The following is a 26,503-nucleotide window of genomic DNA, read 5'->3' on the forward strand; positions in this document are numbered from 1 at the left end:
GTACTTTGTTATGTTGGTTTGTTTTCATCAGTGGGGGCTTTTTTAGCTCCCACTTTTGGTTCTTCACCAGCAAATAATCTCACTATGTTTGTTCGATGGCGAAAAATAATAAGCATCGTAATAAAAACCACTGGCAGCGTGTAGAGTGGCTTAATTAACCACGTATAAAGCGGTGCGAGTAAAACGGTGACTAGGGCGGCAAGAGAAGAATAGCGACTCACTGCGACTATAATTAGCCAAGTAGTAATTAATAACCCAGCTAGGGATAAACCTATTGGGAGTAAAGCCCCAAATGCTGTTGCAACGGCTTTACCTCCTTTAAAATTAAAAAATACAGGGTACATGTGGCCTAAACAGGCGCCAACGGCAACTAAGCCAAGTACCAAAGGCTCAAGTTGTAAAAAATAAGCCCCCCACACGGGTATCGTACCTTTTAAAATATCAAAAACAAGAACTAAAACAGCAGGGAAAGCGCCACCTAAGCGGTAAACATTAGTTGCGCCTGGATTATTTGAGCCATGTGTACGGGGATCTTGAAGTTTAAATAGACGCGACACTAAGATAGCCGATGAAATCGACCCAAGTAGGTACGCTAAAACAAACATCAAAATAGCTAACACATAGTTCCTTATATTTTTATCGTTATACCCATTACATTTAATGCAATTAACATCGTTTTTGGGCTATTATTGGCGGCAAAATTTATCGTGAAAATTAATATACTTCTACCAAATTTAGCTAAACGCGTTATTTTGCTATTGTAGAAGGAATTTTTACATATTTAAACACTGATTAAAGCATATACAATATTAATTTTTAATTAGTTTATGTGGTTAGAACAGTTGTTGGTCTTTTGGAGTATCAATGGATAAGGTATTTATATCTCAATTGCACGTCGACACTATTATTGGAGTGTACGACTTTGAAAAAGAAAGTAAACAGAGCCTTTATTTTGATATTGAAATGCTAAGTGATATTAAACCAGCCGCCGCAAATGATGACATTAATCTAGCACTTGATTACGCAAAAGTAAGCGAGCGTGTCATTGCGCATAGCACAGCTAAACCTGTTGAGTTACTTGAAACACTTGTTGAACAATTGGCAGACATTATTTTAACTGAGTTTAATACAACACAAGTTAAAATAAGAGTGAGTAAACCTGCTGCAGTTACGCAAGCGCAAACTGTTGGAGTAGAAATAACACGTAATAAGGCAAGCGTTTAAATGGCGCAAATATTTATTAGCCTTGGGTCAAATATTAACAAAGAGCACTATATGCAAAGTGCCTTAAAAGCACTTAAAACGCATTTTACGAATATAGAGCACTCGTCTGTTTTTGAAAGCGAAGCTGTTGGTTTCGTAGGTAATAACTTTTATAATTCGGTCGTTGGGGCAAAAACAGACAAGCCGTTAGCTGAAGTGTGTGCATTACTAAAAAAAATAGAGCGTGATAATGGTCGCACACCAAACGATAAAAAGTTCAGCCCAAGAACCCTTGATTTAGATTTATTGTTTTACGACGATGTTATTTGCGATAGCCCCGCGCAATTACCACGTGACGAAATAACTAAAAATGCATTTGTATTACAGCCTCTCAGTGAGGTTGCCCCCGGTTTTTATCACCCTGTAGCTAAGCAAACAATTGCTCAATTATGGAATGCATATAATAACCCTCAACAAAAACTATGGAAGGTGGAGTTTTCTAACCCATGAGTATTTTAGAAATAATAATTTTAGCGCTAATTCAAGGTTTTACTGAGTTTTTACCCATATCTAGCTCGGCACATTTAATTTTACCCTCACAAATATTAGGGTGGGAAGACCAAGGACTTGCTTTTGATGTTGCAGTGCATGTAGGGACATTAATAGCGGTTGTTATTTATTTTCGTAAAGAGGTGGCTGACATTCTCAGTGCGTGGTTTAAATCGTTTGGCACACAAGGTAAAACAGACGACAGTAAACTCGGCTGGTGGATTATTTTAGGGACAATACCTGCTGCTGTATTTGGTTTGTTACTTAAGGATTTTGTTGAGTTATACCTTCGAAGTGCATGGGTCATTGCAGCTACGACGATTATTTTTGGCCTATTGCTTTGGTACGCTGATGCTAAAGGGAAACAAGTTAAAACAATTTATCAACTTAATTGGAAGTCGGCTTTAATGATTGGCTTAGCGCAAGCCGTTGCTATGATCCCGGGTACCTCTCGTTCAGGTATTACAATGACAGCGGGTTTAATGCTAGGCATGAATAAGCAAAGTGCAGCGCGCTTTTCGTTTTTACTCGCTATTCCTGTAATTTCAATGATGGGGCTTTATTACACAATAGAACTTGCATTGGGTGATCATGTTGTTGAATGGGGTACATTGTTACTAGGTGTGGTACTGTCTTTTCTATCTGCTTATGCGTGTATTTATTTATTTTTAAAAGTGATTGAACGAATGGGAATGTTACCTTTTGTAATTTACCGGTTAGTTTTAGGCTTGGGGTTAATTGTTTTTTTAAGTATGTAATTTAATAGCCTCAGTATTATGAAAAAAGCACCGTTAGGTGCTTTTTTGACTTATAAATTAAGTAGATAGGCCTCAATAAATTGACTTTGATTAGGTGCTTTAGGTGATGTTTTAAACGTTAATACACCGTCGTTTTGGCGAAGCTTTAGTTTATCGCTAAATTGACAGTTGATTGTGTTGAAGTGCGCTATATCTTTTTTAAACTTTATATCTTTTTTACACATATTAACCATTTCATCTGCTACTTGAGCACAAAAAGAACCAACCGCATAAGTCTGCAGAAGAGTGTCATCAATTGAATCCCATTTTATAGTCGTTTTAATACTTAGGCCGCACTGATTTGTGACTGAATCGTTTGCGGTATTTATTTTTGATTGTTGATATTTTAAATGCTTTTGACGGTTAAAAAGAGCAAGTTCGGCTTGAGTCCCTTTATTGATATGCTGTTGATACTGAGCCTTCAAATCTTCAACAATAGCAGGGTTAGCCCCTTCTTTTTTTGCTAAATAAATACCTTCTCTCGTGTCTGGTATGTATAAAGTATAGCTGCAACAACGGTAACCCTTATCAATGCTTATTAAGCTTCGCTCAGTTCCATCGTATGTAAATTTATAAGCTTTATTACTCCCTCGTGGCTTTAGATCCATTAAAAATGTGATGCCATCAATGTCGTGGTTGATCCCGGTTACTTTAACAAGTGCTTGTTTTTGATCTTTAGTAGGAGCTATTACAACACTGTAGCCTTCTTGAGAAGTAAGCTCTATAGGATATTTTGCAAGATCGAGGGCAAAACTCTGCGACGATAAAAATAGAAAGGTCAAAAATAATAACTTCTTCATAGAAAATCCTTTTAAATAATTAAAAACGTATGCGCATATGAGTTTATAGCATTGATACAACTTGATCAAAAGTGAGTACAGTTAGCTAAGTTGAACGAATAACAGTTAAAAGTTAAAGGCGATGATATGCACTTTTTAACCCATCGAAATACCTACATATAATGGTAAGTAAGCGCGAAGTTTGGCATTATAGCGCCATTAAACTTTGCACAGCTGCAAAGTGAGCATACGGTTTAAGGAAAGTATATGCATATTCATATTTTGGGCATTTGCGGTACGTTTATGGGTGGTATTGCAGCCATTGCTAAGTCGCTTGGCCATAAAGTAACAGGTTCAGACCAAAACGTTTACCCACCTATGAGCACCCAGCTTGAAGATCTTGGTATTGAGCTCACTCAAGGTTACGACGTATCTCAATTAGAGCCAAAACCCGATATGGTAGTGATTGGTAATGCGATGAGCCGAGGTAATCCGTGTGTTGAATATGTGTTAGACAACAGCTTACCTTATACCTCAGGTCCAGAGTGGTTAAAGCATAACTTATTGCAAAACTCGTGGGTGCTTGCGGTAGCTGGTACGCATGGTAAAACAACCACAGCGAGTATGCTTGCCTGGATATTAGAATATGCTGGTTTAAAACCGGGGTTTTTAATTGGCGGCATAGTGCAAAATTTTGGTGTGTCGGCAAAGGTAGGTGAAACCCCTTTTTTTGTTATTGAGGCAGATGAATACGATACCGCTTTTTTTGATAAGCGCAGCAAGTTTGTCCATTACTTACCGCGTACATTAATTTTGAATAACTTAGAGTTTGATCACGCCGATATTTTTGATGATTTAAACGCAATTAAAAAACAATTTCACCACTTAATGCGTACACTACCTCACAGCGGTAAAGTAATTTGGCCAAAACAAGACAAAGCACTTGAAGACGTTATATCGCAAGGGTTATGGAGTGAAAGCGAAACGCTAGGCATTGATTGGGGTTACGAACTAATTAAACCCGATGGCAGCGAGTTTAATGTACTTTTGAATAATGAACGCCAAGGTACGGTTAATTGGGGCGCAATTGGCGAGCATAATGTTAAAAATGCGATTATGGCAATTGCTGCAGCGCGCCATGTAGGGATTGCGGTTAGCCACAGTATTGAGGCACTTGCCGAGTTTATAAGTCCGAAAAGGCGAATGGAACTCAAGGCCGACATAAACAGTATTAAGGTTTATGACGATTTTGCTCATCACCCAACAGCGATTAAAACAACCTTGGCGGGTTTACGCGCTAACGTTGGCGATGAAAAAATTATTGCTATTTTAGAGCCTCGCTCAAACACCATGAAAATGGGTGTACATCAGCATACGCTTCTTGCTTCATTAGCTGATGCTGATGACGTACTTTTGTTTGAACCAGATAACTTAGGCTGGTCGCTTAACGAGCAAGCTCAAAAAGCGGGCATGCAATGTTTAAATAGTACACAAGCTATTATTAATACGGTGCTTAAAAATGTGCAGCCTGATCAACATATTTTAATTATGAGTAATGGCGGTTTTAACGGCCTTCATCAGCAACTAGTAGATGGTTTGGCTGATAAATTCAGCGGAGAATAATTTGCAATTTAAAGATAAAATCACCTTGGCGTTTAGTGGTGCCTCTGGCGCACCATATGGTTTAAAGCTGCTTGAAGTGTTACTCGAGCAGCAATACCAAGTGTATGTCCTTATTTCGAGCGCAGCCCGCGTTGTGCTCGATACTGAGTCAAACATAAAGCTTTCGGCAAATGAAGATAAAGCCACTGAGCAGTTAAATGCGCTATTTGATGCACAGCCACAACAATTACAAGTATTTGGTAAAGATAACTGGTTTAGTCCTGTAGCCTCTGGTTCTGCAGCGCCTAAAAAAATGGTTGTGTGCCCATGCAGTGCGGGGTCAGTATCGGCGATTGCTGTAGGCGCATCTGATAATTTACTAGAGCGTGCGGCCGATGTAGTGATTAAAGAACGTGGCCAGCTTATTTTAGTACCGCGTGAAACGCCTTTTAGCGAGATTCATTTAGAGAATATGTTAAAGCTATCGCGTTTGGGCGTTACCATTATGCCTGCAGCGCCGGGCTTTTATCATAAGCCGCAAAGCATTGAAGATTTAGTCGATTTTATGGTGGCTCGCATTTTAGATCATTTAAACATTGAGCATACACTAACAAAACGTTGGGGTTATGGTGAGGGTAAGTAATGAGTAAGCAAAGTATTGCATTAAATATTGAAGGCCTTACCAAGGTATACAAAAACGGCGTAGAGGCTGTTAAAGGTGTTGATTTACAAGTAGACGAGGGCGATTTTTTTGCATTACTTGGGCCAAATGGCGCAGGTAAATCAACAACGATTGGTGTTATTTCGTCTTTGGTCAATAAAACTGAAGGTAAAGTAGAGGTATTTGGTTACGATATAGATACCCATCTTGAAGCTGCCAAGGCGCATTTAGGCTTAGTACCACAAGAATTCAACTTCAGCCAATTTGAAACGTTGACCCAAATATTAGTAAACCAAGCCGGTTATTACGGTGTACCGCGTAGCGAGGCACACAAGCGTGCTGATAAATATTTAGCTCAGCTTGGTTTGCTTGAGAAAAAAGATAAACAAGCGCGTACTTTATCAGGCGGTATGAAGCGTCGTTTAATGATTGCACGCGCACTGATGCACGAGCCAAAGCTACTTATACTTGATGAACCAACAGCGGGTGTAGACATAGAGTTACGACGCTCTATGTGGGAGTTTTTACGCAAAATTAATGAACAAGGCGTAACGATTATTTTAACTACCCATTACTTAGAAGAAGCAGAACTGTTGTGTAAAAACATTGCCATTATCGATACCGGTCGCATTGTTGAAAACACGACGATAAAAGCACTGCTTGCAAAGCTTGATAAAGAAACGTTTGTACTTGATTTAAAAATGCCAGCTAAGCCAGTCACGTTGCAAGGTTATAAATTTACCATGACGGACGATCACACTATTGAGGTTGAAGTGGCTAAATCACAGGGCTTAAATGCAGTGTTTAGTGCGCTTACAGAGCAAGGCAATACTGTATTAAGTATGCGTAACAAGGCCAATCGATTAGAAGAGCTATTTGTAGGATTACTAGAGCAAGGGCGGGGCGAATAAATGTTTAAATATGGCGTAGCGCTAAAAAGTATATGGATTAAAGAGTGTATTCGTTTTCTACGTATTTGGGTGCAAACTCTAGTACCACCTGCCATAACAATGAGTTTGTATTTTGTTATTTTTGGTAACCTCATAGGTTCGCGCATTGGTGAAATGGGTGGATTTAGTTATATGGAGTTTATTGTACCGGGCTTAATAATGATGTCGGTTATTACAAACTCATATTCTAATGTAGCTTCTAGTTTTTACTCAACTAAATTTCAAAAAAGTATAGAAGAGCTGCTTGTTGCGCCAGTGCCTAATTACATAATTGTACTTGGTTATATGGGCGGTGGTATGACGCGAGGCATGATGGTGGGCTTTATTGTTACCTGTGTATCGCTGTTGTTTGTTGATATTCAAATACACAATATATTTGTAATTATGGCAACGGTAATTTTAACCTCGGCGGTGTTTGCGCTAGGTGGTTTAATTAACGCTATTTACGCTAATAGCTTTGATGACATTAGTATTATTCCTACATTTATACTTACTCCGCTAACGTACTTGGGTGGCGTATTTTATTCAATTACTTTGCTACCTGAGTTTTGGCAAAATGTATCGCAAATAAACCCCATCATCTATATGGTTAACGCATTTAGGTACGGGTTTTTAGGTGTATCGGATGTTGATTTAACCGTCGCATTAGGTGTGATTTTAGTGTTTATTACCGTGCTATTTACTGTTGCGCTTACATTAATCAAAAAAGGTGTGGGGCTAAGACACTAATGAGTGATGCAAATTCTCGAAGTATTGTATCTAATCAGGCCGGTATTCACGAAAAGCTTGATGAAATAGTAAATAAGCATTTAAGCGCCGAGTTTAAAAAGCCCATTGCAGCACACACGCAAGCGGCATTTGATGAGGTTAATGAAAAAGTTAAGGCATTCAATGGCCCTCTTATTTTAGACTCTTGCTGTGGTGTAGGTGAAAGTACAGCTAACTTAGCTAAGCTTCATCCTGATGCTCTTGTGGTCGGGATTGATAAGTCGTCGCATAGGCTTGATAAACACGACGTTCAATATAAGCAAAGCGACAGTGGTCAGTATATTTTGGTACAGGCTGATTTAAATGATTTTTGGCGCTTAGCAGTTGCAGCAAATTGGCAGCCTAGCCACCATTATTTGTTGTATCCAAACCCATGGCCTAAATCTAAACATATTCAACGCAGATGGCACGGTGCAGCTATATTTCCTTATATTGTTAAGTTAGGTGGCTTATTAGAAGTACGCAGTAACTGGGATATATATGTTAAAGAATTTGCAAGGGCGCTTGAACTAACCAGCCATATTTGCGAAGTACAGCCTTATCACAGCGACGATGCAATCACCCCATTTGAGCGAAAGTATTGGGCCAGTGGTCAGCAAAGTCACCGGCTTGTTATTGATTTAACTTAAGTTATGCTTAAGCGTTTTTCTATCGACGCAAAATAGCTTTATCACTAACGTTTGGTTAATTAACTGATTAAGTCAGCATTTTCTGGTGTAGCAAATTGTGGCGCAGGTTGGGCAAAATGGTTACCCTGCATGAGCGTCACATTTGCTTTTTCTAACGCATTTACAATGGCTGCATTTTCGACAGATTCAGCTATAAGCAGTAAATCTAATTGGTTAGCAAATGCCGCTATATGCTCAATAAATAAGTAAATGTCGTTATCGTGTATTATCTGTTTTATTAATCCGCCATCTAACTTAATACCGTCAACTTCAAGTTTTAGGACATTTGAAATATTTGAATAACCGCTACCAAAGTCATCAATTATTACCTTAACGCCTTTACTTTTAACCATAGAAATAAATGCTTTAACTTCAGAATAATTTGCAATCGCTTGGGTTTCTATTAACTCTAAAGTGATATTGCTAGGGTGCGGATAGCGCTTAAGCTCGTTTGTGATGAATTCATTTAAGCTTGGGTCTAACATGTCTTGCGCTGTTATATTTAAGCTCCAACAAATGTTCGTTTTTCTAAAGCGGCTAATGCACTGTGAAAATATAGTGCGGGTTAATAACCCGTCCATTCTGGAGCGTGTAACTACATTCAAAAACGCATCGGGTTTTAAAATCTCTCCGCTTGCGGTAACCATTCGCGCCAAACATTCGTACTGCACTATCTGGTTTGTTTTGGTATCTATTATTGGTTGAAAGTAGGGCACAATACGGTTGTTATCAAATGCATCATGCACTTCTTTAGCCATTTCTACATTGTATTGATATTGAGTTTTAACATCGTGAAGTGCTTTAGAATAATTAATAACTGTGTGTCTACCTTGCTTTGCTTGTAGTGCAGCAATATGAGCATTTTCAAGTAATAGCGATTTATTACCCGTCGCAATACCTGCACACAATGTGATGTATATAAATGGATCAGTTAATAAAGGTGTATTGGCATTATAGGTTTCGATTAAATCGTTCAGCTCTTCATAAGGTGTTTCTTTAGGTGATAGCAGCACCAATTTATTGGTGGCTAAGCGGTATAAATGACAGTTGGCAGAACAGCGGCTCTTAAAATGCGTAAGCAAGTTTTTCATTACTTTATCGCCGATTTCGGTGCCGTAAAAGCTATTTATATCTTCAATTTCATTAACCCAGACAACGGCTAACTGCATATGATGACTGTTACTTTTTTTAAGTAAGTATTCCAACGCAATGTGGTTTTCAAACCCTGTACTGGAGTCAGTTGCTAATGAGCGCTTAAGTAAGTAAACATAAATAGCGGCAACAAGGATAGCTATAAAAAAGAAAAAGCTTGCCATAGCAGCTGCTTTAGAGACGCTTTCGCTTAGCTTTTGGTTAAGATCAAGAATCGTAATGTCAGCGCCAGTAAGGTAAGTTTTACCTGTTTTATCGTCAACAAAAGGGATAAATATAGTTTTAAAGTGTCCCCATTGATCGGCCGACACTTCAAATACCGGCTCAGTGGAGTAAAAAGCGCTTATGTTGAGATCGGTTGCTTCTGGGTATATATCTAAATATTGCGTTATTTTGCCATTGTTCATATCGTCTTGCGTATAGCTTGATGCAGTAAAGTACACGCGGTTGTTTTTTAATATCATTGCATATACATATGCCACATCTAGCGCTTGTGCAAACTCAGAAAGTTGCCTGCTTTTGACTTCATAGTCAAAAAAATTAATTTGACCGTTTTGATTCATGGTATTTAGGTAGTCATCACCGAGTATATGCTTAACACTGGCTGCGGCATTAAGAAGGCGCGCATCAACAGATTCCATAATTTCAGCGCGGGTTGTGTGGTAGGTGTAGTAAATATAGACCACTAAGCTGACTAAAAATAAAGCAAAACCAGCCACTAACCAGCTCACTTTCACTCTTCCCTTAAGCATTGCCTGTCCCTTTTTTGTTGTTTTAATGATTATACTTAAAATACAAAATTGCCCAATAAATAATTAGTATTTATTAGATTAAATAAAATTTTAATTAAATTAACACTTTTTTGTCATGCGTGGTGTTGCTTTTAAGGCTTTTAACGAGACATTTTACTTATATTGCAGTACAGTTAGCGCAATTATTTAGAAACACTATTGCTTAACTTACCGCCATATTTGGGCGTTTTTACTAGTTAAACAGGTGTTTTAGCAACACACACACTAGGTATTAAGATGGATCAAAAGCGTTGTGCCGTCGCCTCTAAAGAAAGCCTCAAGCGTATATTTACTGTACCTGAAGCGCCTGACTCAACTTTAAGCAAAATTGAGCTTGAAATATCGAGTAATTTAGCAGGTTTTTTAAACGAAAATATAGCGGCAATCGAAAAACCATTACATGAAATTGAAAAAGACTTTCAAGCTGCGGTGATCCCAGAAAACCCAACGTTTGTATCTGCTTATGCTCAAGACATAATGGAGCAACTTGTTGCTCATTCTGTGCATACGGCTGCACCAAGTTTTATTGGTCATATGACATCAGCTTTACCTCATTTTTTACTGCCACTTTCGAAGTTGATGGTGGGACTAAATCAAAATCTAGTAAAAATTGAGACGTCTAAGGCATTTACCCCCCTTGAGCGACAGGTGTTAGGTATGATGCATCATTTAGCTTATGGCCAAAACGATGCGTTTTACTCTAAATGGATGCACAGCGCTAAAACGTCATTAGGTGCATTTTGCTCTGGTGGTACAGTTGCAAACATTACTGCGCTTTGGATTGCTCGAAATCGTTTGTTAAAAGCCGATGGTGAATTTACCGGTATTGCATCGCAAGGGATTGTGGCAGGTATGCTTCATTATGGATACAGAGGTTTAGCGGTATTAATTTCAGAACGTGGTCATTATTCATTAGGTAAATCGGTTGATTTATTAGGGATAGGGCGCGACAACTTAGTTGGTATTAAAACAACTGATGACAACAAGGTCGATGTAAATGCCATGCGAGACAAAGCCCGCGAGCTTGAGTCTAAAGGCATTAAAGTAATGGCAATTATTGGTGTTGCAGGCACAACCGAAACCGGCAATATTGATCCCCTCAACGAAATGGCTGATTTAGCGCAAGAGATTAACTGTCATTTTCATGTTGATGCTGCTTGGGGTGGGGCAACGTTATTATCTAATACTTATCGTCCTTTGCTCAATGGTATTGAGCGAGCAGACTCAATAACAATTGATGCCCACAAACAAATGTATGTCCCGATGGGCGCAGGTTTAGTGCTGTTTAAAGATCCCGCTGCAACCGATGCAATAGAGCATCATGCTGAGTATATATTGCGTAAGGGCTCTAAAGATTTAGGTAGCCACACACTAGAGGGTAGCCGCCCTGGTATGGCTATGTTAGTGCATGCTTGCTTACGTGTTATTGGCCGTAAAGGCTATGAAATGCTAATCGATCGAAGTATAAAAAAGGCAAAGTATTTTGCTGATTTAATCAAGGCAGACGAAGATTTTGAACTTATTTCAGAGCCTGAGCTATGTTTGCTTACTTATCGCTATGTGCCTAAGCAAATAAAACAAGCGATTGCTGAGGCTGATGAAAAAACACGGATTGATATTTTTGCTTCACTAAATCGTTTTACAGCCAGTATGCAAAAACGCCAGCGTGAATCTGGACGCTCGTTTGTATCGCGTACTCGCTTGACTCCAGCTCAATACGATAATCAACCTACGGTTGTGTTTAGGGTTGTACTGGCTAATCCGCTTACCTCGGGGGTGATTTTAAAAGAGATATTAGCTGAGCAAAAAGAGCTTGCTAAAACAGACCCAGTATTTAAAAAGTATTTAAGCAAATACATGAAATAGTAAATTTAGCATTTATAAAAAAAGACGCTGTTAAGCGTCTTTTTTTATTGCTTAGCTAAAAGCAACAGGCTTTTATAATATTGCTAATGATGTGCTGTGAAGGCTTTATTTTTTCCATTGCTAAAAATTCGTCAGGCTGATGCGCCTGATTAATAGAACCTGGTCCCATAACTATGGTTTCACAACCCAGTTGCTGAATAAAAGGTGCTTCTGTGCAGTAATTAACAGCAATGGCTTTTTGGCCCGCTACCTTTTCAGCTAGTTGAACTAGCGCGCTGTCGGTTCTGCCAGTAAATGCGGGTATTGGGTCATGTAGGTCAATAACACTTACTGAGTTTGGGTATTGCTCGTTTATGTCTTTTGTTGCATCTAGCAGCAGTGCTTGTAGCTCTTGTACGCTCAACCCTGGCAATGGGCGCATATCAATATGCATTTCACAACACCCACATATTCTATTTGCGTTGTCACCACCATGAATATTACCCAAATTTAAAGTAGGATAAGGTATTTCAAAGTGGCTTAGTGAATACTTATTCTTTAATTGCTCTTTTAAGATCAGTAATTTTGAAGTCACTTTATGCATAACTTCAATGGCGTTAAGACCACGTTCGGGATCGGAGCTATGGCCAGAACGACCGACAACTCTTATTGCAGTACTCATATGCCCTTTGTGTGTAAATACTGGTGTCATATCAGTGGGTTCGCCAATAATACAGCGTGCCGGCTTTAAGTTAGGATGTTTGCAAATTTGCTGTGCGCCTGCCATGGTGGTTTCTTCATCTGCAGTGGCAAGTATTAAAATTGGCTGTGTTTGTTGTTTTTCATCTAGTTCGCTTATAGCTTGTAATACGAAAGCAAAAAATCCTTTCATATCAATACTGCCTAGCCCATACAGTTTGTTGTCGAGTTCTGTTAATTTAAACGGATCATGATTCCAGCGGCTGTCATCAAACGGCACTGTGTCGGTATGCCCAGCAAGCATTAAACCACCATCCCCGACGCCACGTTTAGCTAATAAGTTATAACGCCCTTTTTTACCTTCCAGTTCTATTATTTCACAGGTAAAACCGAGCGTTTCACACCAGTGGGCAAGTAACTCGATAACGTTTTTATTACTCATGCATTCGCTGTCTTCAATTGCACTGATAGACGGGGCTGCAATTAATTGCTGGTACATAGAAATAAACGAAGGCAAAGACATAAAAAATTCCAAAATAACTATTCAATTTAATTGCATAACAATATAAAAGTATTTATGATGAATATCAATTCACTTTTTAAGCATAAATATATTAAGTAACACAATGATGATAATGCGACGATAATCAAAATTCATTAACAAAAAAGACTTACTTAGCACCTAAGCTAGTGTAAGCGAACACACAAATAAGTAGTAATAGATTTTAAGATAATGAGTAAATAATGAATGTAGCGATTATTGGCGCAAGTGGATACAGCGGCGCAGAACTAGCAAGCCTTGTGGCTAAACACCCAAATTTAAAACTGTCAGGTAGCTATGTATCTGAAGGAAGCTTAGATAAACACAAATTACTGAGTGATTTATATCCAGAGCACTTAGGTTTACTTGATACTCCTTTACTTCCTCTTACAAAGTCAGCGTTCGACGACATTAATGCGAATGCAGATTACGTATGCCTGTGTACCGACCATAAAGTAAGTGTAGATTTAGCCCCGCAATTTTTAGCGATGGGCAAAAAGGTGTTTGACCTATCGGGTGGTTATCGCCTAGCAAGCAATGATGATTACGTTACTTATTACGGCTTTGAACATAAACACCCTGAGTTATTAGATGAATCGGCCTATGGTTTAGCTGAATGGAATAGCAACGACATTGCAAATGCAAATTTAGTGGCTGTTGCCGGCTGTTATCCTACTGCGGCGCTGAATGCGTTAAAGCCACTACAGCAAGCCGGTTTGTTAAGCGACGACAAAATTATTATTAATGCAGTGTCGGGTGTAACTGGCGCAGGGCGTAAAGCCAGTGTAGGTACTCATTTTTGTGAAGTGTCGCTAGCGCCATATGGTTTATTTAATCATCGCCACGGACCAGAAATAGAGCAACACCTTGGTCATCAGGTTTTATTTACCCCTCATTTAGGGAACTTTGCTCGCGGTATTTTAGAAACCATTTACGTGCAACTAAAACCTAATGTTACAAGTGAGCAAGTGGCTAAGGCCTACAGCGTGCTTGAAAACGAGCCTTTAATCCGCTTGTTAGGTAGTAAGGTCCCGTCAATTAAGGGAGTTGCAAAGCAGCCTTATGTTGATATTGGTTGGCAGCAGCAAGGCTCTCAACTAATTGTTATGGCAGCCATTGATAATTTACTAAAAGGTGCTGCAGGGCAAGCTCTGCAGTGTATTAATTTATCAATGAATTTAGACCACACCACAGGCTTAAAAGGAGCGTTTTAATGGCTAAAAAAACGTGGGTTATTAAGCTTGGCGGCGCTGTACTTAACACTGAAAACGCAGCTCATGCGTTATTTGATGTGTTGTCTAATCAGCCAAGTCATAACTTTGTAATTGTCCATGGTGGCGGGGCATTAGTCGATACATGGTTAAAAGAAGCCGGTTTTGTTAGCGCTAAGCATCAAGGTTTACGTATTAGCCCTGCAGAACAAATGCCCCACATAGTTGGTGCACTTGCAGGTTGTGCAAACAAGCAGTTAATGGCTCAAGCTATTGCTTCTGGCCATAAACCTGTTGGGTTAAGCCTTTACGAAGCAGGCGTAACCGCATCGCAAAAGCTCAAAGCATTGTGCCTAGTAGGAAAGTGCGAAAGTAACAATGACTCTATTATTAACGATTTACTAAACGTCGGGCGCTTACCAATTGTTAGCTCTATAGGTTTTGACGAGCAAGGGCTTTGGTACAACGTTAATGCAGACGAGGCAGCGGCAGCTATCGCCAATAATTTAAATGCAGAGCTTATTTTTATGACTGACGTAGAGGCCGTTCTTGACGCTAATAAGCAGCCATTACATCAATTAGATACAAAACACATTGAGACTTTAATTGCAGAGGGAGTAATTGTGGGCGGGATGGAGGTCAAAGTTAAGACCAGTCTTCACGCTGCCCTACACTTACGACGCGGTGTGTATATTTCCAGCTGGCAAAAGCCAGAAAATTTAACTGCTCTGCTGCAAGGCGAGCATGTCGGAACAAAGATTACACCATAGGGTTACCATGTTAGAGAATTTTTTAACGGGTCTAGAGTTAGACCAACAAGGCGCACTTAATTTATTAAAGCTGGCGCGTGATTTAAAGGCAAAGCCAGAAAAATACAGTCAAGTACTAGCGGGCAAGTCAGTTGTTACGCTATTTGAAAAACAAAGCTTACGTACACGTTTATCGTTTGATATTGGCATTAATCGTTTAGGTGGTCATGCGGTTTATTTAGATCAGCAAAATGGCGCTATGGGTGCACGTGAATCTGTAAAAGATTTTGCACTAAATATTTCTACATGGGCTGACGGTATTGTAGCGCGTGTAAACCAGCACAGCACGTTAACCACATTAGGTGAGTACTCTTCTGTTCCTGTGGTTAATAGCTTGTGTGACTTGTATCACCCGTGCCAAGCATTGGCAGACTTTTTAACGCTTCAAGAAGTACATGGCGATGTGAGCGAGCTTAAAGTAGCTTACCTAGGAGAGGGCAATAATGTAACTCATTCACTTATGTTACTTGCTGCAACACTGGGTACTGATTTTGTGGCAGTAACGCCAAAAGGCAGCTCGCCTGATTCGCAAATTCTTAAAAAGGCCGAGCAAATAGCAGCTATGAATGGCGCATCAGTAATGGTAAGTGACCGTGTAGAAGCGGCGGTTGGCGCAAACGTTGTTTACGCCGATACATGGGTGTCTATGGGCGATGATACGCCTCTTGAGCAAGTTAAAGAAAAATATATGCCTTATCAGTTAAACCAAGCATTGCTAGATCAAACAGGGGCTACTACGGTATTACATTGCCAACCGGCACACCGTGAGTTTGAAATTACCTCTGAGGTAATGGATGGCCCAGCATCAAAAATTATTCAACAAGCAGAAAATCGCATGCATGCGCAAAATGCTCTGCTAGTTACATTACTAAATCCAAATTTTGTTAAGGAACACCTATGAGTTCAATTAAAAAAGTCGTTTTAGCCTATTCAGGTGGTCTAGATACATCGGCTATCGTGCCATGGTTAAAAGAAAATTACGGCTGTGAAGTAATCGCGTTTGTTGCCGATGTAGGCCAAGGCGCAGAAGAGCTTGAAGGCGTTGAAGAAAAAGCCATCGCATCAGGCGCATCAGAGTGTTACGTGGTTGACTTAAAAGATGAAATGGTAAGTGAATACATTTACCCAACGCTTAAAACAGGTTCTATTTATGAAGGTACTTACTTACTAGGTACCTCAATGGCGCGTCCAATTATTGCTAAAGCGCAAGTTGAAATTGCACGTAAAGTAGGTGCCGATGCACTGTCGCATGGTTGTACGGGTAAAGGTAACGACCAAGTACGTTTTGAATCGTGCTTTGCAGCGCTTGCTCCCGATTTAAAAGTCATTGCACCATGGCGAGAGTGGGACTTATCAAGCCGTGAATCACTACTCGATTACTTAGCCGAGCGTGATATTCCGTGTTCTGCTTCAGCAACAAAAATTTACAGCCGTGATGCTAACGCGTGGCATATTTCTCACGAAGGTGGCGAGCTTGAAGATCCATGGTGTGAGCCTAGCGATCAAGTTTGGACTTGGACTAACTCTCCTGAGCAAGCACCCGATAAAGCCGAGCTAGTAACATTAAAAGTAGTTGAAGGTGAAGTGGTTGCCGTCAATGGCGAAGAGCTTAAACCTTATGATTGTTTAGTTAAATTAAACGACATTGCATCACCGCATGGTGTTGGCCGTGTTGATATAGTAGAAAACCGTTTAGTCGGCATGAAATCGCGTGGTTGTTACGAAACCCCAGGTGGTACGGTGATCATGGCTGCGCTTCAAGCAATAGACGAGCTAGTACTTGATAAATCAAGCCGTAAGTGGAAAGAAGTATTAGGCGGCGAATTTTCGCACTTAGTGTACGACGGACGTTGGTTTACGCCGCTTAAAGACTCTATTTTAGCGGGCGCCGAGGCGTTATCTACATTAGCAACGGGTGAAGTGGTACTTAAGCTTTATAAAGGCCAAGTGACTGCGGTTCAGAAAAAATCACCTAACAGCCTATACAGCGAAGACTTTGCGACCTTTGGCGAAGATGATGTGTATGACCAATCACATGCTGAAGGCTTTATTCGTTTATTCTCGCTTTCAAGCAGAATTTCGGCGTTGTCTAAAAAGTAAATTTTACGCCCCTTGTAAAAGGGGCATTTCAGGGTTTGGAGATATTTCATGGCATTATGGGGCGGACGTTTTTCTACGGGTCCAGACGAGGCGTTTAAACAATTTAACGACTCACTTCCATTTGACTACCAACTAGCAGAGCAAGATATTATTGGCTCTGTTGCATGGGCTGGCGCACTTGAACAAGTTAACGTGTTATCAAACGATGAGCACAAAGAGTTAGTATCGGCATTATACGAGCTACTCGAAGAGGTAAAAGCAGACCCAATGGCTGTAGCTACATCCGGTGCTGAAGATATTCATTCGCATGTTGAAGCGGCTCTAATTGAGAAAGTGGGTGACCTAGCTAAAAAGTTACACACAGGTCGCAGTCGAAATGACCAAGTAGCCACCGACTTTAGATTATGGTGCCGTGATACTGCCGATCATATTTTAAAAGCCATTGCGCAATTAAAAGCTGAATTTGTTGCGTTGGCCGAACGCGAACTAGGTACTATTTTACCTGGTTATACCCATTTGCAACGTGCACAACCCGTACTATTTAGCCACTGGTGCATGGCGTATGTTGAAATGCTAGAACGCGACGAAAGCCGTTTGCAAGACGCTAAAGCCCGTATGAACTATTGCCCGCTAGGCAGTGGCGCATTGGCTGGCACTGCTTACCCAATTGACCGCCAAACACTTGCACAAGGCTTAGGCTTTACAGGGGCGACAAAAAATAGCCTTGATGGCGTTTCAGACCGTGACTTTGTTGTTGAGCTATTAAGTTGTGCTTCAATTTCAATGATTCATTTATCGCGTATGTCTGAAGATTTAATTTTTTATAACTCAGGTGAAGCGGGCTTTATTGAACTTGCCGACAATGTTACATCTGGCTCGTCTTTAATGCCGCAAAAAAAGAACCCAGATGCACTTGAGCTTATTCGTGGTAAAACAGGCCGTGTATTTGGTGCCTTTAGCGCCATGATGATGACCCTTAAAGCATTACCACTTGCTTACAATAAAGATATGCAAGAAGACAAAGAAGGCATTTTTGATGCGATGCCCACATGGCTTGCGTGTATTCATATGGCACAAGCGTGTATTAAAGGCGTAAAAGTAAAAGGTGAGCGTACATTGGCTGCGGCAAAAGGCGGCCATGCAAATGCAACCGAGCTGGCTGATTACTTAGTTGCTAAGGGGGTACCTTTCAGAGAGGGGCATCATATTGTAGGTGTGTTGGTACAGCTTGCAATAAGTGAAGATAAAACCCTTGAGGAGCTCTCACTTGAACAATATAAATCAGTAAATGATGTGTTTGAAGACGATGTTTATCCGGTACTTGAAATAGACGCCTGTATTAAAGCGCGTCAAGCAGTTGGCGGCACCTCCATTGAGCAAGTCACTAGCGCAATTAAAGCAGCCAAAAAAAAACAGCAGATAACGGTTCGTGATGCCAACCTAGACGACGTTGAATCAATTGCAAAACTTATTCAACACTGGGCAACAGTCGGCGAAAACTTGCCGCGTGCTAAAAGCGACATGGTGCATTCGATTAATGAATTTGCTGTAACCGAAATAGACGGCAAAGTGTCGGGCTGTGCATCGCTGTATATATACGATACCGGCCTTGCAGAGATACGCTCTTTGGGTATTGACCCGCAAAGTGCAGTAACTGGGCAAGGGCGGCAATTAGTTGACCATTTACTAATAAAAGCCAAAAAATTGGCACTTAATCGCGTAATTGTACTTACTCGCGTGCCAGACTTTTTTGAAAAACAAGATTTTGTTTTTTGCAGTAAAGACAGCCTGCCTGAAAAAGTAATGAAAGATTGTGAATTGTGCCTTCGTAAAGAAAACTGCGACGAAGTAGCAATGGAATACATTTTAAAGCCAAGTAATAAAGCGGCGATCCCGTGTAAATTCGTGGCTTAAACTCCCTGGATACAAAAAACGTACGGTTACCCCTGTGCGTTTTTTTATGCCTTAGCATATCTGGTCGGAGGTGTTTTGATTGTGTCAATTCCTAGTAATTTACTTAAAAATAAAATTTAAATAAAAGTTGGTACATAGCTTGCAAATAGCTATGTAGTTATAAATAGCAACTACCGCCATGAGTAGTGCATATACCTACACAATGGTGTGATTTAGTTTTACGCCAATTAAATTTAAACTTTTATAAGGATCAATTACATGCAAATTTCAGCTAATAGCCAAGTGCAAATGCAAGCATACAACAAAACACAACAATTACAGCCTGCGGCTGAACAAACTGCTAGTACTAAAACCCTACAATCTGATACAGTAAGTTTCTCGCAAGAAGGTTTAAGTGCGGCTAGTGCTGATTTAAGCCGTTCGGCAATAATAGTAAACCCGCCAGCTAGGCCAAAGTGATAATTTAAGGCGTTAGATGTTCTTACAAAATTTATTTGGGTTGTTTTCTCTCTCTGCGTTTTTTATGTGGGGGTTTTTAATGGCCTTTTTTTTTAATATATTTATTTACGCAATAGGTTTAAAAAAAGGCACCACCCTTTTATTTAGCTCTTTTGTAATGATGTGTTCATACACTTTATCAGATTATTTTTTTACATGGCTTTCAATTAAAAATTCACTCTATCTGCAATTTGCCTTGTATGACATTGCGACTATTTTCGCACTTATTTGTGTATACAAAATAGTAAAAAAAACCACGCCATCTTTTTTATATTTAGTATTAGGCCTTAGCATAAATACCATTTTCTTTTTGTTAATGTACATAGACGGTAATGTTTTGGAAAACAACAAGCATTGGTGGTTTTGGGAGGTGTTTATTTACACTGTCAACCTAATTGATATTACAATGATAGTAGCTTTAATAGTTGATAGAGATATTTTAGGGCTTCATAAACTTAAAAATGCAATCCGCACTTTACTAAATCCAAGCGCTAATTCAAAAGTGCTCTAACTTTAAATTATTTTTATTTTTACGCTTAACAAACGTCAAAGCATAAATTTAAGGGCGTCACTCTACAACTAATGACTATATTTTGACATCTATACTTTATAAAGTATAAGCCACATGTCACTCAGCTTTAGAATGTAAAATAGAAGCATACTCCTAAAACTTGGTAAACAATTAAATCATGAAACGCTTTAAAACTAGCCCAAATTATCTATGTACATTAGCGCATTTTTATAATGGGTACTTTTAATGACTTTTTTGTTCAGATTGGTTTCAAGCATATACACACCTATCCAATTAAATATGTACTTACCGGCCCGAATGACCTGCTCTTATTACATTAGCGATTGTTATGTTAGATGATCTGATGTTAACCCCAGATGTAAGTTTTTATATTGGGGCATTGGTGCAGTGGGGTTTTTTAATGGCTTTTTTGTATTCATTCGTTTCTAGCATTAATAAGGCTGACAAAAAGAGTGTTTGGTTATCTTTAGCAATGACTGTTTCATATTTATCAAGCCTTTTTATAGATATTCAAACAATACGGTACCTCGATTTTTTTTATTTTGATATAGCCACTATTTTTGCCCTTGTGATACTTAATTTATTTATTAAAGAGAGGCTTATATCCGCCTATTTATTAACGGGGCTCTCAGTGAATGCCATCCTATTTTTAGGAATGCATTTAGATACCGTGGTTTATAAAAACTACGAACCGTGGCTTTTTACAGTACTTTACTCTTGGCTAGTTAACTTTAACGACTTGGCCATGGTTGCTGTTTTCTTCATTAAAAAAGATTTCTTGGGTTTGGTTAAATTGAAAAATGTTGTGTTGAATCGTAAAACACCGGTGGCTAGGTAATGGGTAGTTTTTTGGAGGACTTCTTTTGGAGTCTCGCTGCAATTAGCAATCTCTTAGGTATACCTATCACATGTTTATTTGTTTTTGCATTTTTATATAATCTGTCTACGGCCATTAATAAATCAGACAATAGCCGTACTCAACTGTCATTAATTATGATGGTTTCTTATACGTTGAGTTTGTTCATTGACATGTCTACTCTATTACTGTTCCTAAAATTATTTGCCTTTGATGTGGTCACTATTGCCGTTATTTTTATTTGGCGGCTGTGCTTAGGTAAAGTGATCCCTATTGGTTTTTATTATTTAATAGTAGGGCTCTGTATTAACGCATCGCTTTTTATGGCCATGCATATCGATACTATAGTAAATCCAACACATGAATTTTGGTGGTTGTGGATGCTTTATAGCTTCTCAGCACCTATTGTTGATTTCATAATGGCTCTAGTACTTATTACAAATAAAGATATTTTAGGATTGGTTAAATTAAAAAACATTATGTTGAATCGTAAAACACCGGCAGCTATTTAATGGGGAGTAATTTGGAAAGTATATTCCTAAGCATTGCTGAGATTGGTGCGCCTCTTGGTATTTTTATTACGTGGCTATTTGTTTTTACTTTTTTATATAATTTATCCGCGGCTATTAATAAACCTGATAATAGCCGAACTCAACTGTCATTCATTATGATGGTTTCTTATTCGTTGAGTTTGTACATATATGCGTATACGCCATCGGTGTTTTTACAATTATTTGCCTTTGACGTTGTTACTATTGCCGTCATATTTATTTGGCGGCTGTGCTTGGGTAAAGTTATTCCTATTGGCTTTTATTACTTAATTGTAGGGCTATGTATTAATGCAGCGCTTTTTATGGCTATGCATATTGATACAATAATACAGCTTTATGGTGGATATTGGTGGTTATGGGCGGTATACGGATTAGTGGTACCACTTGTTGATTTAACGATGGCTGTAGTACTTATTGTCAATAAAGATATTTTAGGGTTGGTTAAATTAAAAAATACAGTAATAAATCGTAAAAATAAAGCCGGTGAAATAAGGAAAGTGTAGTTTGGTAGATTTTATGTGGAGTCTCGCTGCAATAAGCGAGCTCATAGGTATAATTATTACGTGGTTATTTGTTTTTACTTTTTTATATAACCTTTCTGCAGCGATTAATAAACCTGATAATAGCCGAACTCAACTGTCATTAATTATGATGGTCTCTTATACGTTGAGTTTATACATAGACGCTTATACTCCTGCGCCTTATCTTCAATTATTTGCCTTTGATGTCGTCACCATTGCCGTTATTTTTATTTGGCGGCTGTGCTTAGGGAAATTCATCCCTGTTAGCTTTTATTATTTAATAGTAGGGCTGTGTATTAATGCATCGCTTTTTATGGCCATGCATATTGATAGTATTATAAATCCAAATTGCGGGTATTGGTGGTTGTGGATGGTTTACGGTATCTCAACACTTATTGTTGACTTCATTATGGCTTTAGTACTCATTATCAATAAAGATATTTTAGGCTTGGTTAAATTGAAAAATGTTGTGTTGAATCGAAAAGCACCGGTGGCTAGGTAATGGGTAGTTTTTTGGAAAATGTTTTTTTTAGTCTTGCTGAAATTGGTGAACCGCTTGGTATTTTTATTACGTGGTTATTTGTTTTTACTTTTTTATATAACCTTTCTGCAGCCATAAATAAACCTGATAATAGCCGCACTCAACTGTCATTCATTATGATGATTTCGTATTCGTTGAGTTTGTATATATATGCATATACGCCATCGGTGTATTTGCAATTATTTGCCTTTGATATCGCTACCATTATCGTTATTTTTATTTGGCGGAAGTGCTTTGGTAAAATAATTCCGATTAGTTTTTATTATTTAATAGCAGGGCTCACTATAAATGCGACACTTTTTATGGCACTACATATTGAATTAATTGTAAAGCTATATGATGGATATTGGTGGTTATGGGGTGTATACGGATTAGTGGTACCACTTGTTGATTTAACGATGGCTGTAGTACTTATTACAAATAAAGATATTTTAGGTTTGGTTAAATTAAAAAACAGTGTGCTGAATCGTAAACCACTGGTGGCTAGGTAATGGGTAGTTTTTTGGAAGATTACTTTTGGATGATGGTTTCAATAGCTGAACCTTTTGGTATTTTTATAACGTGGCTATTTGTTTTCACCTTTTTATATAACTTGTCTGCGGCTATTAATAAAACCGATAATAGCCGAACTCAACTCTCATTCATTATGATGGTTTCGTATACTTTGTGTTTATACATAGATATGTATACACCACTTAGGCATTTACAGTTATTTATTTTTGATGCGGTTACGATTGCGACTATTATTATTTGGCGTTACAGCCTAGGAAAAGTGATCCCTGTCAGCTTTTACTACTTGGCAGGGGGGTTGTCTATTAACGCCACGCTTTTTCTGGCAATGCATGTTGATTTTATAGTAAACCCATATTGCGGTTATTGGTGGTTATGGGGAGTTTACGGGTTAGTGATGCCGCTTGTTGATATAACAATGGCTGTCGTACTTGTTACTAAAAAAGATTTGTTAAAACTGGTGTGGTTAACTAAAAAACTAACCACACGTGCTTAATGTATTATTAGAGGCTTAATACCCCTATATTTTTTGCTTTGGTAAAGCACTCACTAGGCTTAGTTAGTATTGCAGCCTACTTTTTCTTTGAGTGCTTTTACAATAATAGGGTCTACAAATTCGCTTACATCGCCATGATGACGCGCCACTTCTTTAACTAAAGTAGATGAAATGAAAGAATTTTTTTCAGCAGGTGTTAAAAATACACTTTCAAGATCCGGGTTTAGGCGGCGATTCATGTTTGCTAATTGAAATTCATAATCAAAGTCAGACACCGCTCTTATACCGCGAATAAGTACGTGTGCATTGTGATCGCGTGCTAAATCGGCCAGTAATCCAGAAAAACCAATGACCTTTACGTTATCTAAGTGGCTTAATATTGTGTTTGCTAGCGCCACACGCTCTTCAAGATTAAAACATGGCTGTTTACTTGGGTTATTAGCAACAGCAACCAAAACAGTGTCAAACATTTTGGCAGCACGTTGTATTAGGTCTGTATGCCCATTAGTAAGTGGATCAAAAGTGCCGGGGTAAATTGCAGTAACGTTCATAAGGTTCACAAATTATAATTTTGTAGCAGTTTAACAGTGTTTACAGAACAAATCAGCCCAGTTGCTAGTGCACCCATTAGCGGTAATTTTAAGCGTTGTTTAGGGCGTGTTTTAATTGTTAATTTTGTTTATACTGCCTATCCAAATTTGAGTGTAATGTAGCCAATAGACTATTTGAGTATTAGCATATGAATACCAAGGAAAAAATAATACACACCAGTATTTCGTTGTTTAATGAAAATGGTGAGCGTGCAATCACAACGAACCATATTGCATCGAGCTTAGGGATGAGTCCGGGGAATCTTTATTATCACTTTAAAAATAAAGAAGATATTATTCGCCATATTTTTGCGCTTTACCGTGATCACTTAAGTACACATTTTAAGCCTATTGATAAAGACGACGATGCATTTAGTCATTTAACTGCTTATCTCGACTCGCTATTTGAACTTATGTGGCGTTTTCACTTTTTTTACGACAACCTTGGCGATATCCTCTCCAGAGATACCGACTTAAAACAAGCGTATATTGATTTTCAGCTTGAGTTATTAGAGCAAGTTCGTAACGTTATTTTGGGATTGCGTGATAAAGGCATGATCGCCATTGACGAACAAGACGTGACCGAATTAGCACACACACTTAAACTAACTGTTAGCTTTTGGACACCTTATATAAAAGCACGAAGACCCAGTGGTTCGCTGGCTGAGCAAGATATTTATTATGGTATTTTAAAAGTATTGGCTTTATTTAGGGCTTACAGTACAGAAAAAAGCAGCGTACAGATGAACCAACTTCGCGAAAAGTACACGGCACTTGCACAGCAAGCACCGGCAGTAGCATAACGCTTCATTTATTGGCTGTTTCCTAGACGTTAAAATTTTTGCTATAATCGCGCGCCAAATGCCTGGGAGCGCGAATTCCCGCAGTCTAAGAGTGAACTATGCTTAAATTTATCGTCAAACTACACCCCGAAATAGCTATTAAAAGCCGCTCGGTTCGTAAACGCTTTACTAAAGTGTTAGAAAATAACATTAAAATTGTATTGCGTCGTATTGACGAAAAAGTACAAGTAAGAAACAACTGGGATAACATTTCAGTTGTCACCAAATTAACTGACGCGCAAACTCGGTTAGACTTTATTGATGGTTTGCAACGTATTCCAGGTATAGTGCAATTTATTGAAGTGACCGAAATCGAATTTAGTACGTTGGACGAAATTTATCAAAAAACCTTTGAGTTAATTGGCCACACAATTGCGGGTAAAACATTTTGTGTACGTGCAAAGCGTATAGGCCAACACGACTTTACCTCAACTGATTTAGAGCGTTACGTTGGTGGTGGTTTAAACCAACACGTTGAAGGTGCCCGCGTAAAACTTAGCCGCCCAGAGGTGACTATTCGTCTAGAAGTAAAAGACGACAAAGCCTACATTGTAACGCAAACACATTTGGGTATGGCGGGCTTCCCTTTGCCAACTCAAGAAGATGTGCTGTCGTTAATGTCGGGTGGGTTTGACTCAGGCGTAGCTAGCTACCAAATGATACGAAAAGGCGCGCGTACGCACTTTTTGTTCTTTAATTTAGGTGGCGCTGCCCACGAAATTGGCGTTAAACAAGCGAGTTACTTTTTATGGAAAAAATACAGCTCTACTCATAAAGTAAAATTTATTACGGTCGACTTTGAACCTGTTGTTGCCGAAATTTTAGAAAACGTTGAGAACAGCCAAATGGGCGTTGTACTCAAGCGTATGATGATGCGTGCCGGTAGCGCAGTGGCCGAAAAGCTAAATATTCAAGCGCTTGTAACGGGTGAGAGTATAGGGCAGGTGTCTAGCCAAACGTTGGCTAATTTAAGTGTGATTGACCGCGTAACCGAAACCCTTATTTTACGCCCGCTAATTCAGCATGATAAGCAAGAGATTATAAACATTGCGCGCCAAATCGGTACCGCTGAAATGGCCGAAACTATGCCAGAATACTGTGGTGTTATATCTAAAAAGCCAACGGTAAAAGCAAAAATAGACGTGATTAAAGGCGAAGAAGAAAAGTTCGACTTTGATGTACTTGATACCGTTATAGATAACGCGCGTGTTATGGATGTTCGTGATATCGACGTAGAAGCTAAGCAAGAGCTTAAAGAGGCTGAGTCGGTTGCCGATTTACCGCCAGGTTCAGTTGTTGTTGATATTCGCTCGCCAGAAGAAGAAGACGCGGCGCCGCTTGAAATTGAAGGTATTGAAGTAATTCACCTACCGTTTTTCCGCTTAGCTACGAAGTTTGGCGACCTACCAAAAGATAAAGACTACTACCTATATTGTGATAGAGGTGTAATGAGCCAGTTGCAAGCGCTTATTTTACACGAGCAAGGCTTTACAACTGTAAAAGTTTATCGTCCTTAAAGGGTAAGTA

Annotated in this window: 29 protein-coding genes; 24 read left to right on the forward strand and 5 right to left on the reverse strand. The window is 39.1% G+C overall.

Features of this window, described 5'->3' with window-relative positions; all coding sequences use genetic code 11:
• Positions 1–8 precede the first annotated feature (8 nt).
• On the reverse strand, positions 9–620 hold the full coding sequence (gene plsY, locus RF53_RS11135) for a glycerol-3-phosphate 1-O-acyltransferase PlsY (protein WP_039037703.1): 612 nt from the start codon (positions 618–620) through the stop codon (positions 9–11).
• A 244-nt stretch (positions 621–864) separates the two neighbouring features.
• Here plsY and folB point away from each other — a divergent pair, with 244 nt between their 5' ends.
• Genes folB through RF53_RS11150 form a run of 3 tightly spaced genes read left to right on the forward strand, consistent with a single transcriptional unit; the run spans position 865 to position 2,510 of the window.
• On the forward strand, positions 865–1,224 hold the full coding sequence (gene folB / locus RF53_RS11140) for a dihydroneopterin aldolase (protein WP_039037704.1): 360 nt from the start codon (positions 865–867) through the stop codon (positions 1,222–1,224).
• A complete protein-coding gene (gene folK / locus RF53_RS11145) occupies positions 1,225–1,713 on the forward strand; it encodes a 2-amino-4-hydroxy-6-hydroxymethyldihydropteridine diphosphokinase (RefSeq protein ID WP_006791566.1) in 489 nt (162 codons plus the stop codon).
• Positions 1,710–2,510 (forward strand): undecaprenyl-diphosphate phosphatase, encoded by an 801-nt coding sequence (locus RF53_RS11150; RefSeq protein WP_006791565.1) that lies wholly within the window; start codon positions 1,710–1,712, stop codon positions 2,508–2,510. The genes folK and RF53_RS11150 overlap by 4 nt, the downstream gene beginning before the upstream one ends.
• Positions 2,511–2,560: 50 nt before the next feature.
• Here RF53_RS11150 and RF53_RS11155 read toward each other — a convergent pair whose 3' ends face one another.
• Positions 2,561–3,349, reverse strand: coding sequence for a hypothetical protein (locus RF53_RS11155; protein WP_039037705.1), 789 nt, complete (start codon positions 3,347–3,349; stop codon positions 2,561–2,563).
• A 246-nt stretch (positions 3,350–3,595) separates the two neighbouring features.
• On the opposite strand from RF53_RS11155, the gene mpl reads away from it, so the two are divergent.
• The 5 genes from mpl to trmB are packed head-to-tail and all read left to right on the forward strand — an operon-like array spanning position 3,596 to position 7,938.
• Positions 3,596–4,951, forward strand: a complete 1,356-nt coding sequence (gene mpl / locus RF53_RS11160) for a UDP-N-acetylmuramate:L-alanyl-gamma-D-glutamyl-meso-diaminopimelate ligase (RefSeq protein ID WP_039037706.1) — start codon at positions 3,596–3,598, stop codon at positions 4,949–4,951.
• Between the two features lies 1 nt (position 4,952).
• Positions 4,953–5,573: a flavin prenyltransferase UbiX gene (locus RF53_RS11165; protein WP_008130602.1), complete on the forward strand. Its 621-nt coding sequence runs from the start codon at positions 4,953–4,955 to the stop codon at positions 5,571–5,573.
• On the forward strand, positions 5,573–6,502 hold the full coding sequence (locus RF53_RS11170) for an ABC transporter ATP-binding protein (protein ID WP_006791562.1): 930 nt from the start codon (positions 5,573–5,575) through the stop codon (positions 6,500–6,502). Before RF53_RS11165 ends, RF53_RS11170 begins: the two co-directional genes overlap by 1 nt.
• Positions 6,503–7,270: an ABC transporter permease gene (locus tag RF53_RS11175; RefSeq protein ID WP_006791561.1), complete on the forward strand. Its 768-nt coding sequence runs from the start codon at positions 6,503–6,505 to the stop codon at positions 7,268–7,270.
• A complete protein-coding gene (trmB, locus tag RF53_RS11180; RefSeq protein ID WP_039037707.1) occupies positions 7,270–7,938 on the forward strand; it encodes a tRNA (guanine(46)-N(7))-methyltransferase TrmB in 669 nt (222 codons plus the stop codon). Before RF53_RS11175 ends, trmB begins: the two co-directional genes overlap by 1 nt.
• A gap of 59 nt (positions 7,939–7,997) precedes the next feature.
• On the opposite strand, the gene RF53_RS11185 is transcribed toward trmB, so the two are convergent.
• Entirely contained in the window at positions 7,998–9,881 is a 1,884-nt protein-coding gene (locus RF53_RS11185; protein WP_039037708.1) for an EAL domain-containing protein, read from the reverse strand.
• A 276-nt stretch (positions 9,882–10,157) separates the two neighbouring features.
• On the opposite strand from RF53_RS11185, the gene panP reads away from it, so the two are divergent.
• Positions 10,158–11,786, forward strand: a complete 1,629-nt coding sequence (panP, locus tag RF53_RS11190; protein ID WP_006791558.1) for a pyridoxal-dependent aspartate 1-decarboxylase PanP — start codon at positions 10,158–10,160, stop codon at positions 11,784–11,786.
• A gap of 55 nt (positions 11,787–11,841) precedes the next feature.
• Here the strand turns inward: panP and argE are convergent, their stop codons facing one another.
• On the reverse strand, positions 11,842–12,987 hold the full coding sequence (argE, locus tag RF53_RS11195; protein WP_039037709.1) for an acetylornithine deacetylase: 1,146 nt from the start codon (positions 12,985–12,987) through the stop codon (positions 11,842–11,844).
• A 221-nt stretch (positions 12,988–13,208) separates the two neighbouring features.
• Between argE and argC the strand changes: the two genes are divergently transcribed.
• The 13 genes from argC (at position 13,209) to RF53_RS11260 (ending at position 23,544) form a co-directional block, all read left to right on the forward strand.
• Complete coding sequence (gene argC / locus RF53_RS11200) at positions 13,209–14,219, forward strand: N-acetyl-gamma-glutamyl-phosphate reductase (RefSeq protein WP_039037710.1); 1,011 nt, start codon at positions 13,209–13,211, stop codon at positions 14,217–14,219.
• Entirely contained in the window at positions 14,219–14,986 is a 768-nt protein-coding gene (argB, locus tag RF53_RS11205; RefSeq protein WP_008130611.1) for an acetylglutamate kinase, read from the forward strand. The genes argC and argB overlap by 1 nt, the downstream gene beginning before the upstream one ends.
• 7 nt (positions 14,987–14,993) lie before the next feature.
• Positions 14,994–15,926 carry an ornithine carbamoyltransferase gene (locus RF53_RS11210; protein ID WP_039037711.1) on the forward strand — a complete coding sequence of 311 codons (933 nt, stop codon included), beginning with the start codon at positions 14,994–14,996 and terminating at the stop codon, positions 15,924–15,926.
• Positions 15,923–17,125 (forward strand): argininosuccinate synthase, encoded by a 1,203-nt coding sequence (locus RF53_RS11215; RefSeq protein WP_008130621.1) that lies wholly within the window; start codon positions 15,923–15,925, stop codon positions 17,123–17,125. The genes RF53_RS11210 and RF53_RS11215 overlap by 4 nt, the downstream gene beginning before the upstream one ends.
• Before the next feature lie 48 nt (positions 17,126–17,173).
• Positions 17,174–19,039: an argininosuccinate lyase gene (gene argH / locus RF53_RS11220; RefSeq protein WP_008130622.1), complete on the forward strand. Its 1,866-nt coding sequence runs from the start codon at positions 17,174–17,176 to the stop codon at positions 19,037–19,039.
• Between the two features lie 258 nt (positions 19,040–19,297).
• Positions 19,298–19,498 carry a hypothetical protein gene (locus tag RF53_RS11225; RefSeq protein ID WP_039037712.1) on the forward strand — a complete coding sequence of 67 codons (201 nt, stop codon included), beginning with the start codon at positions 19,298–19,300 and terminating at the stop codon, positions 19,496–19,498.
• 16 nt (positions 19,499–19,514) lie between these two features.
• Positions 19,515–20,048, forward strand: coding sequence for a hypothetical protein (locus RF53_RS19615; protein ID WP_039037713.1), 534 nt, complete (start codon positions 19,515–19,517; stop codon positions 20,046–20,048).
• Positions 20,049–20,397: 349 nt separating this feature from the next.
• Entirely contained in the window at positions 20,398–20,907 is a 510-nt protein-coding gene (locus RF53_RS11235) for a hypothetical protein (RefSeq protein ID WP_039037714.1), read from the forward strand.
• Positions 20,907–21,437, forward strand: coding sequence for a hypothetical protein (locus tag RF53_RS11240; RefSeq protein WP_039037715.1), 531 nt, complete (start codon positions 20,907–20,909; stop codon positions 21,435–21,437). Before RF53_RS11235 ends, RF53_RS11240 begins: the two co-directional genes overlap by 1 nt.
• Positions 21,437–21,979, forward strand: a complete 543-nt coding sequence (locus RF53_RS11245) for a hypothetical protein (RefSeq protein ID WP_039037716.1) — start codon at positions 21,437–21,439, stop codon at positions 21,977–21,979. Before RF53_RS11240 ends, RF53_RS11245 begins: the two co-directional genes overlap by 1 nt.
• A 13-nt stretch (positions 21,980–21,992) precedes the next feature.
• The gene (locus RF53_RS11250) at positions 21,993–22,499 is read left to right on the forward strand and encodes a hypothetical protein (RefSeq protein ID WP_033018884.1); all 507 of its coding nucleotides are present in this window, start codon (positions 21,993–21,995) and stop codon (positions 22,497–22,499) included.
• Positions 22,499–23,029 (forward strand): hypothetical protein, encoded by a 531-nt coding sequence (locus RF53_RS11255; RefSeq protein WP_039037717.1) that lies wholly within the window; start codon positions 22,499–22,501, stop codon positions 23,027–23,029. The genes RF53_RS11250 and RF53_RS11255 overlap by 1 nt, the downstream gene beginning before the upstream one ends.
• On the forward strand, positions 23,029–23,544 hold the full coding sequence (locus tag RF53_RS11260; protein WP_039037718.1) for a hypothetical protein: 516 nt from the start codon (positions 23,029–23,031) through the stop codon (positions 23,542–23,544). Before RF53_RS11255 ends, RF53_RS11260 begins: the two co-directional genes overlap by 1 nt.
• Positions 23,545–23,603: 59 nt before the next feature.
• Here the strand turns inward: RF53_RS11260 and coaD are convergent, their stop codons facing one another.
• Positions 23,604–24,095: a pantetheine-phosphate adenylyltransferase gene (coaD, locus tag RF53_RS11265; RefSeq protein ID WP_006791542.1), complete on the reverse strand. Its 492-nt coding sequence runs from the start codon at positions 24,093–24,095 to the stop codon at positions 23,604–23,606.
• A gap of 188 nt (positions 24,096–24,283) precedes the next feature.
• On the opposite strand from coaD, the gene RF53_RS11270 reads away from it, so the two are divergent.
• Both RF53_RS11270 and thiI read left to right on the forward strand, forming a co-directional pair.
• Positions 24,284–24,937, forward strand: a complete 654-nt coding sequence (locus RF53_RS11270; protein WP_006791540.1) for a TetR/AcrR family transcriptional regulator — start codon at positions 24,284–24,286, stop codon at positions 24,935–24,937.
• A gap of 98 nt (positions 24,938–25,035) precedes the next feature.
• Positions 25,036–26,493 (forward strand): tRNA uracil 4-sulfurtransferase ThiI, encoded by a 1,458-nt coding sequence (gene thiI / locus RF53_RS11275; protein WP_039037719.1) that lies wholly within the window; start codon positions 25,036–25,038, stop codon positions 26,491–26,493.
• The last annotated feature ends 10 nt before the right edge of the window (positions 26,494–26,503 follow it).

This window comes from Pseudoalteromonas sp. ECSMB14103, assembly GCF_000813065.1.
GTDB lineage: Bacteria > Pseudomonadota > Gammaproteobacteria > Enterobacterales > Alteromonadaceae > Pseudoalteromonas > Pseudoalteromonas marina.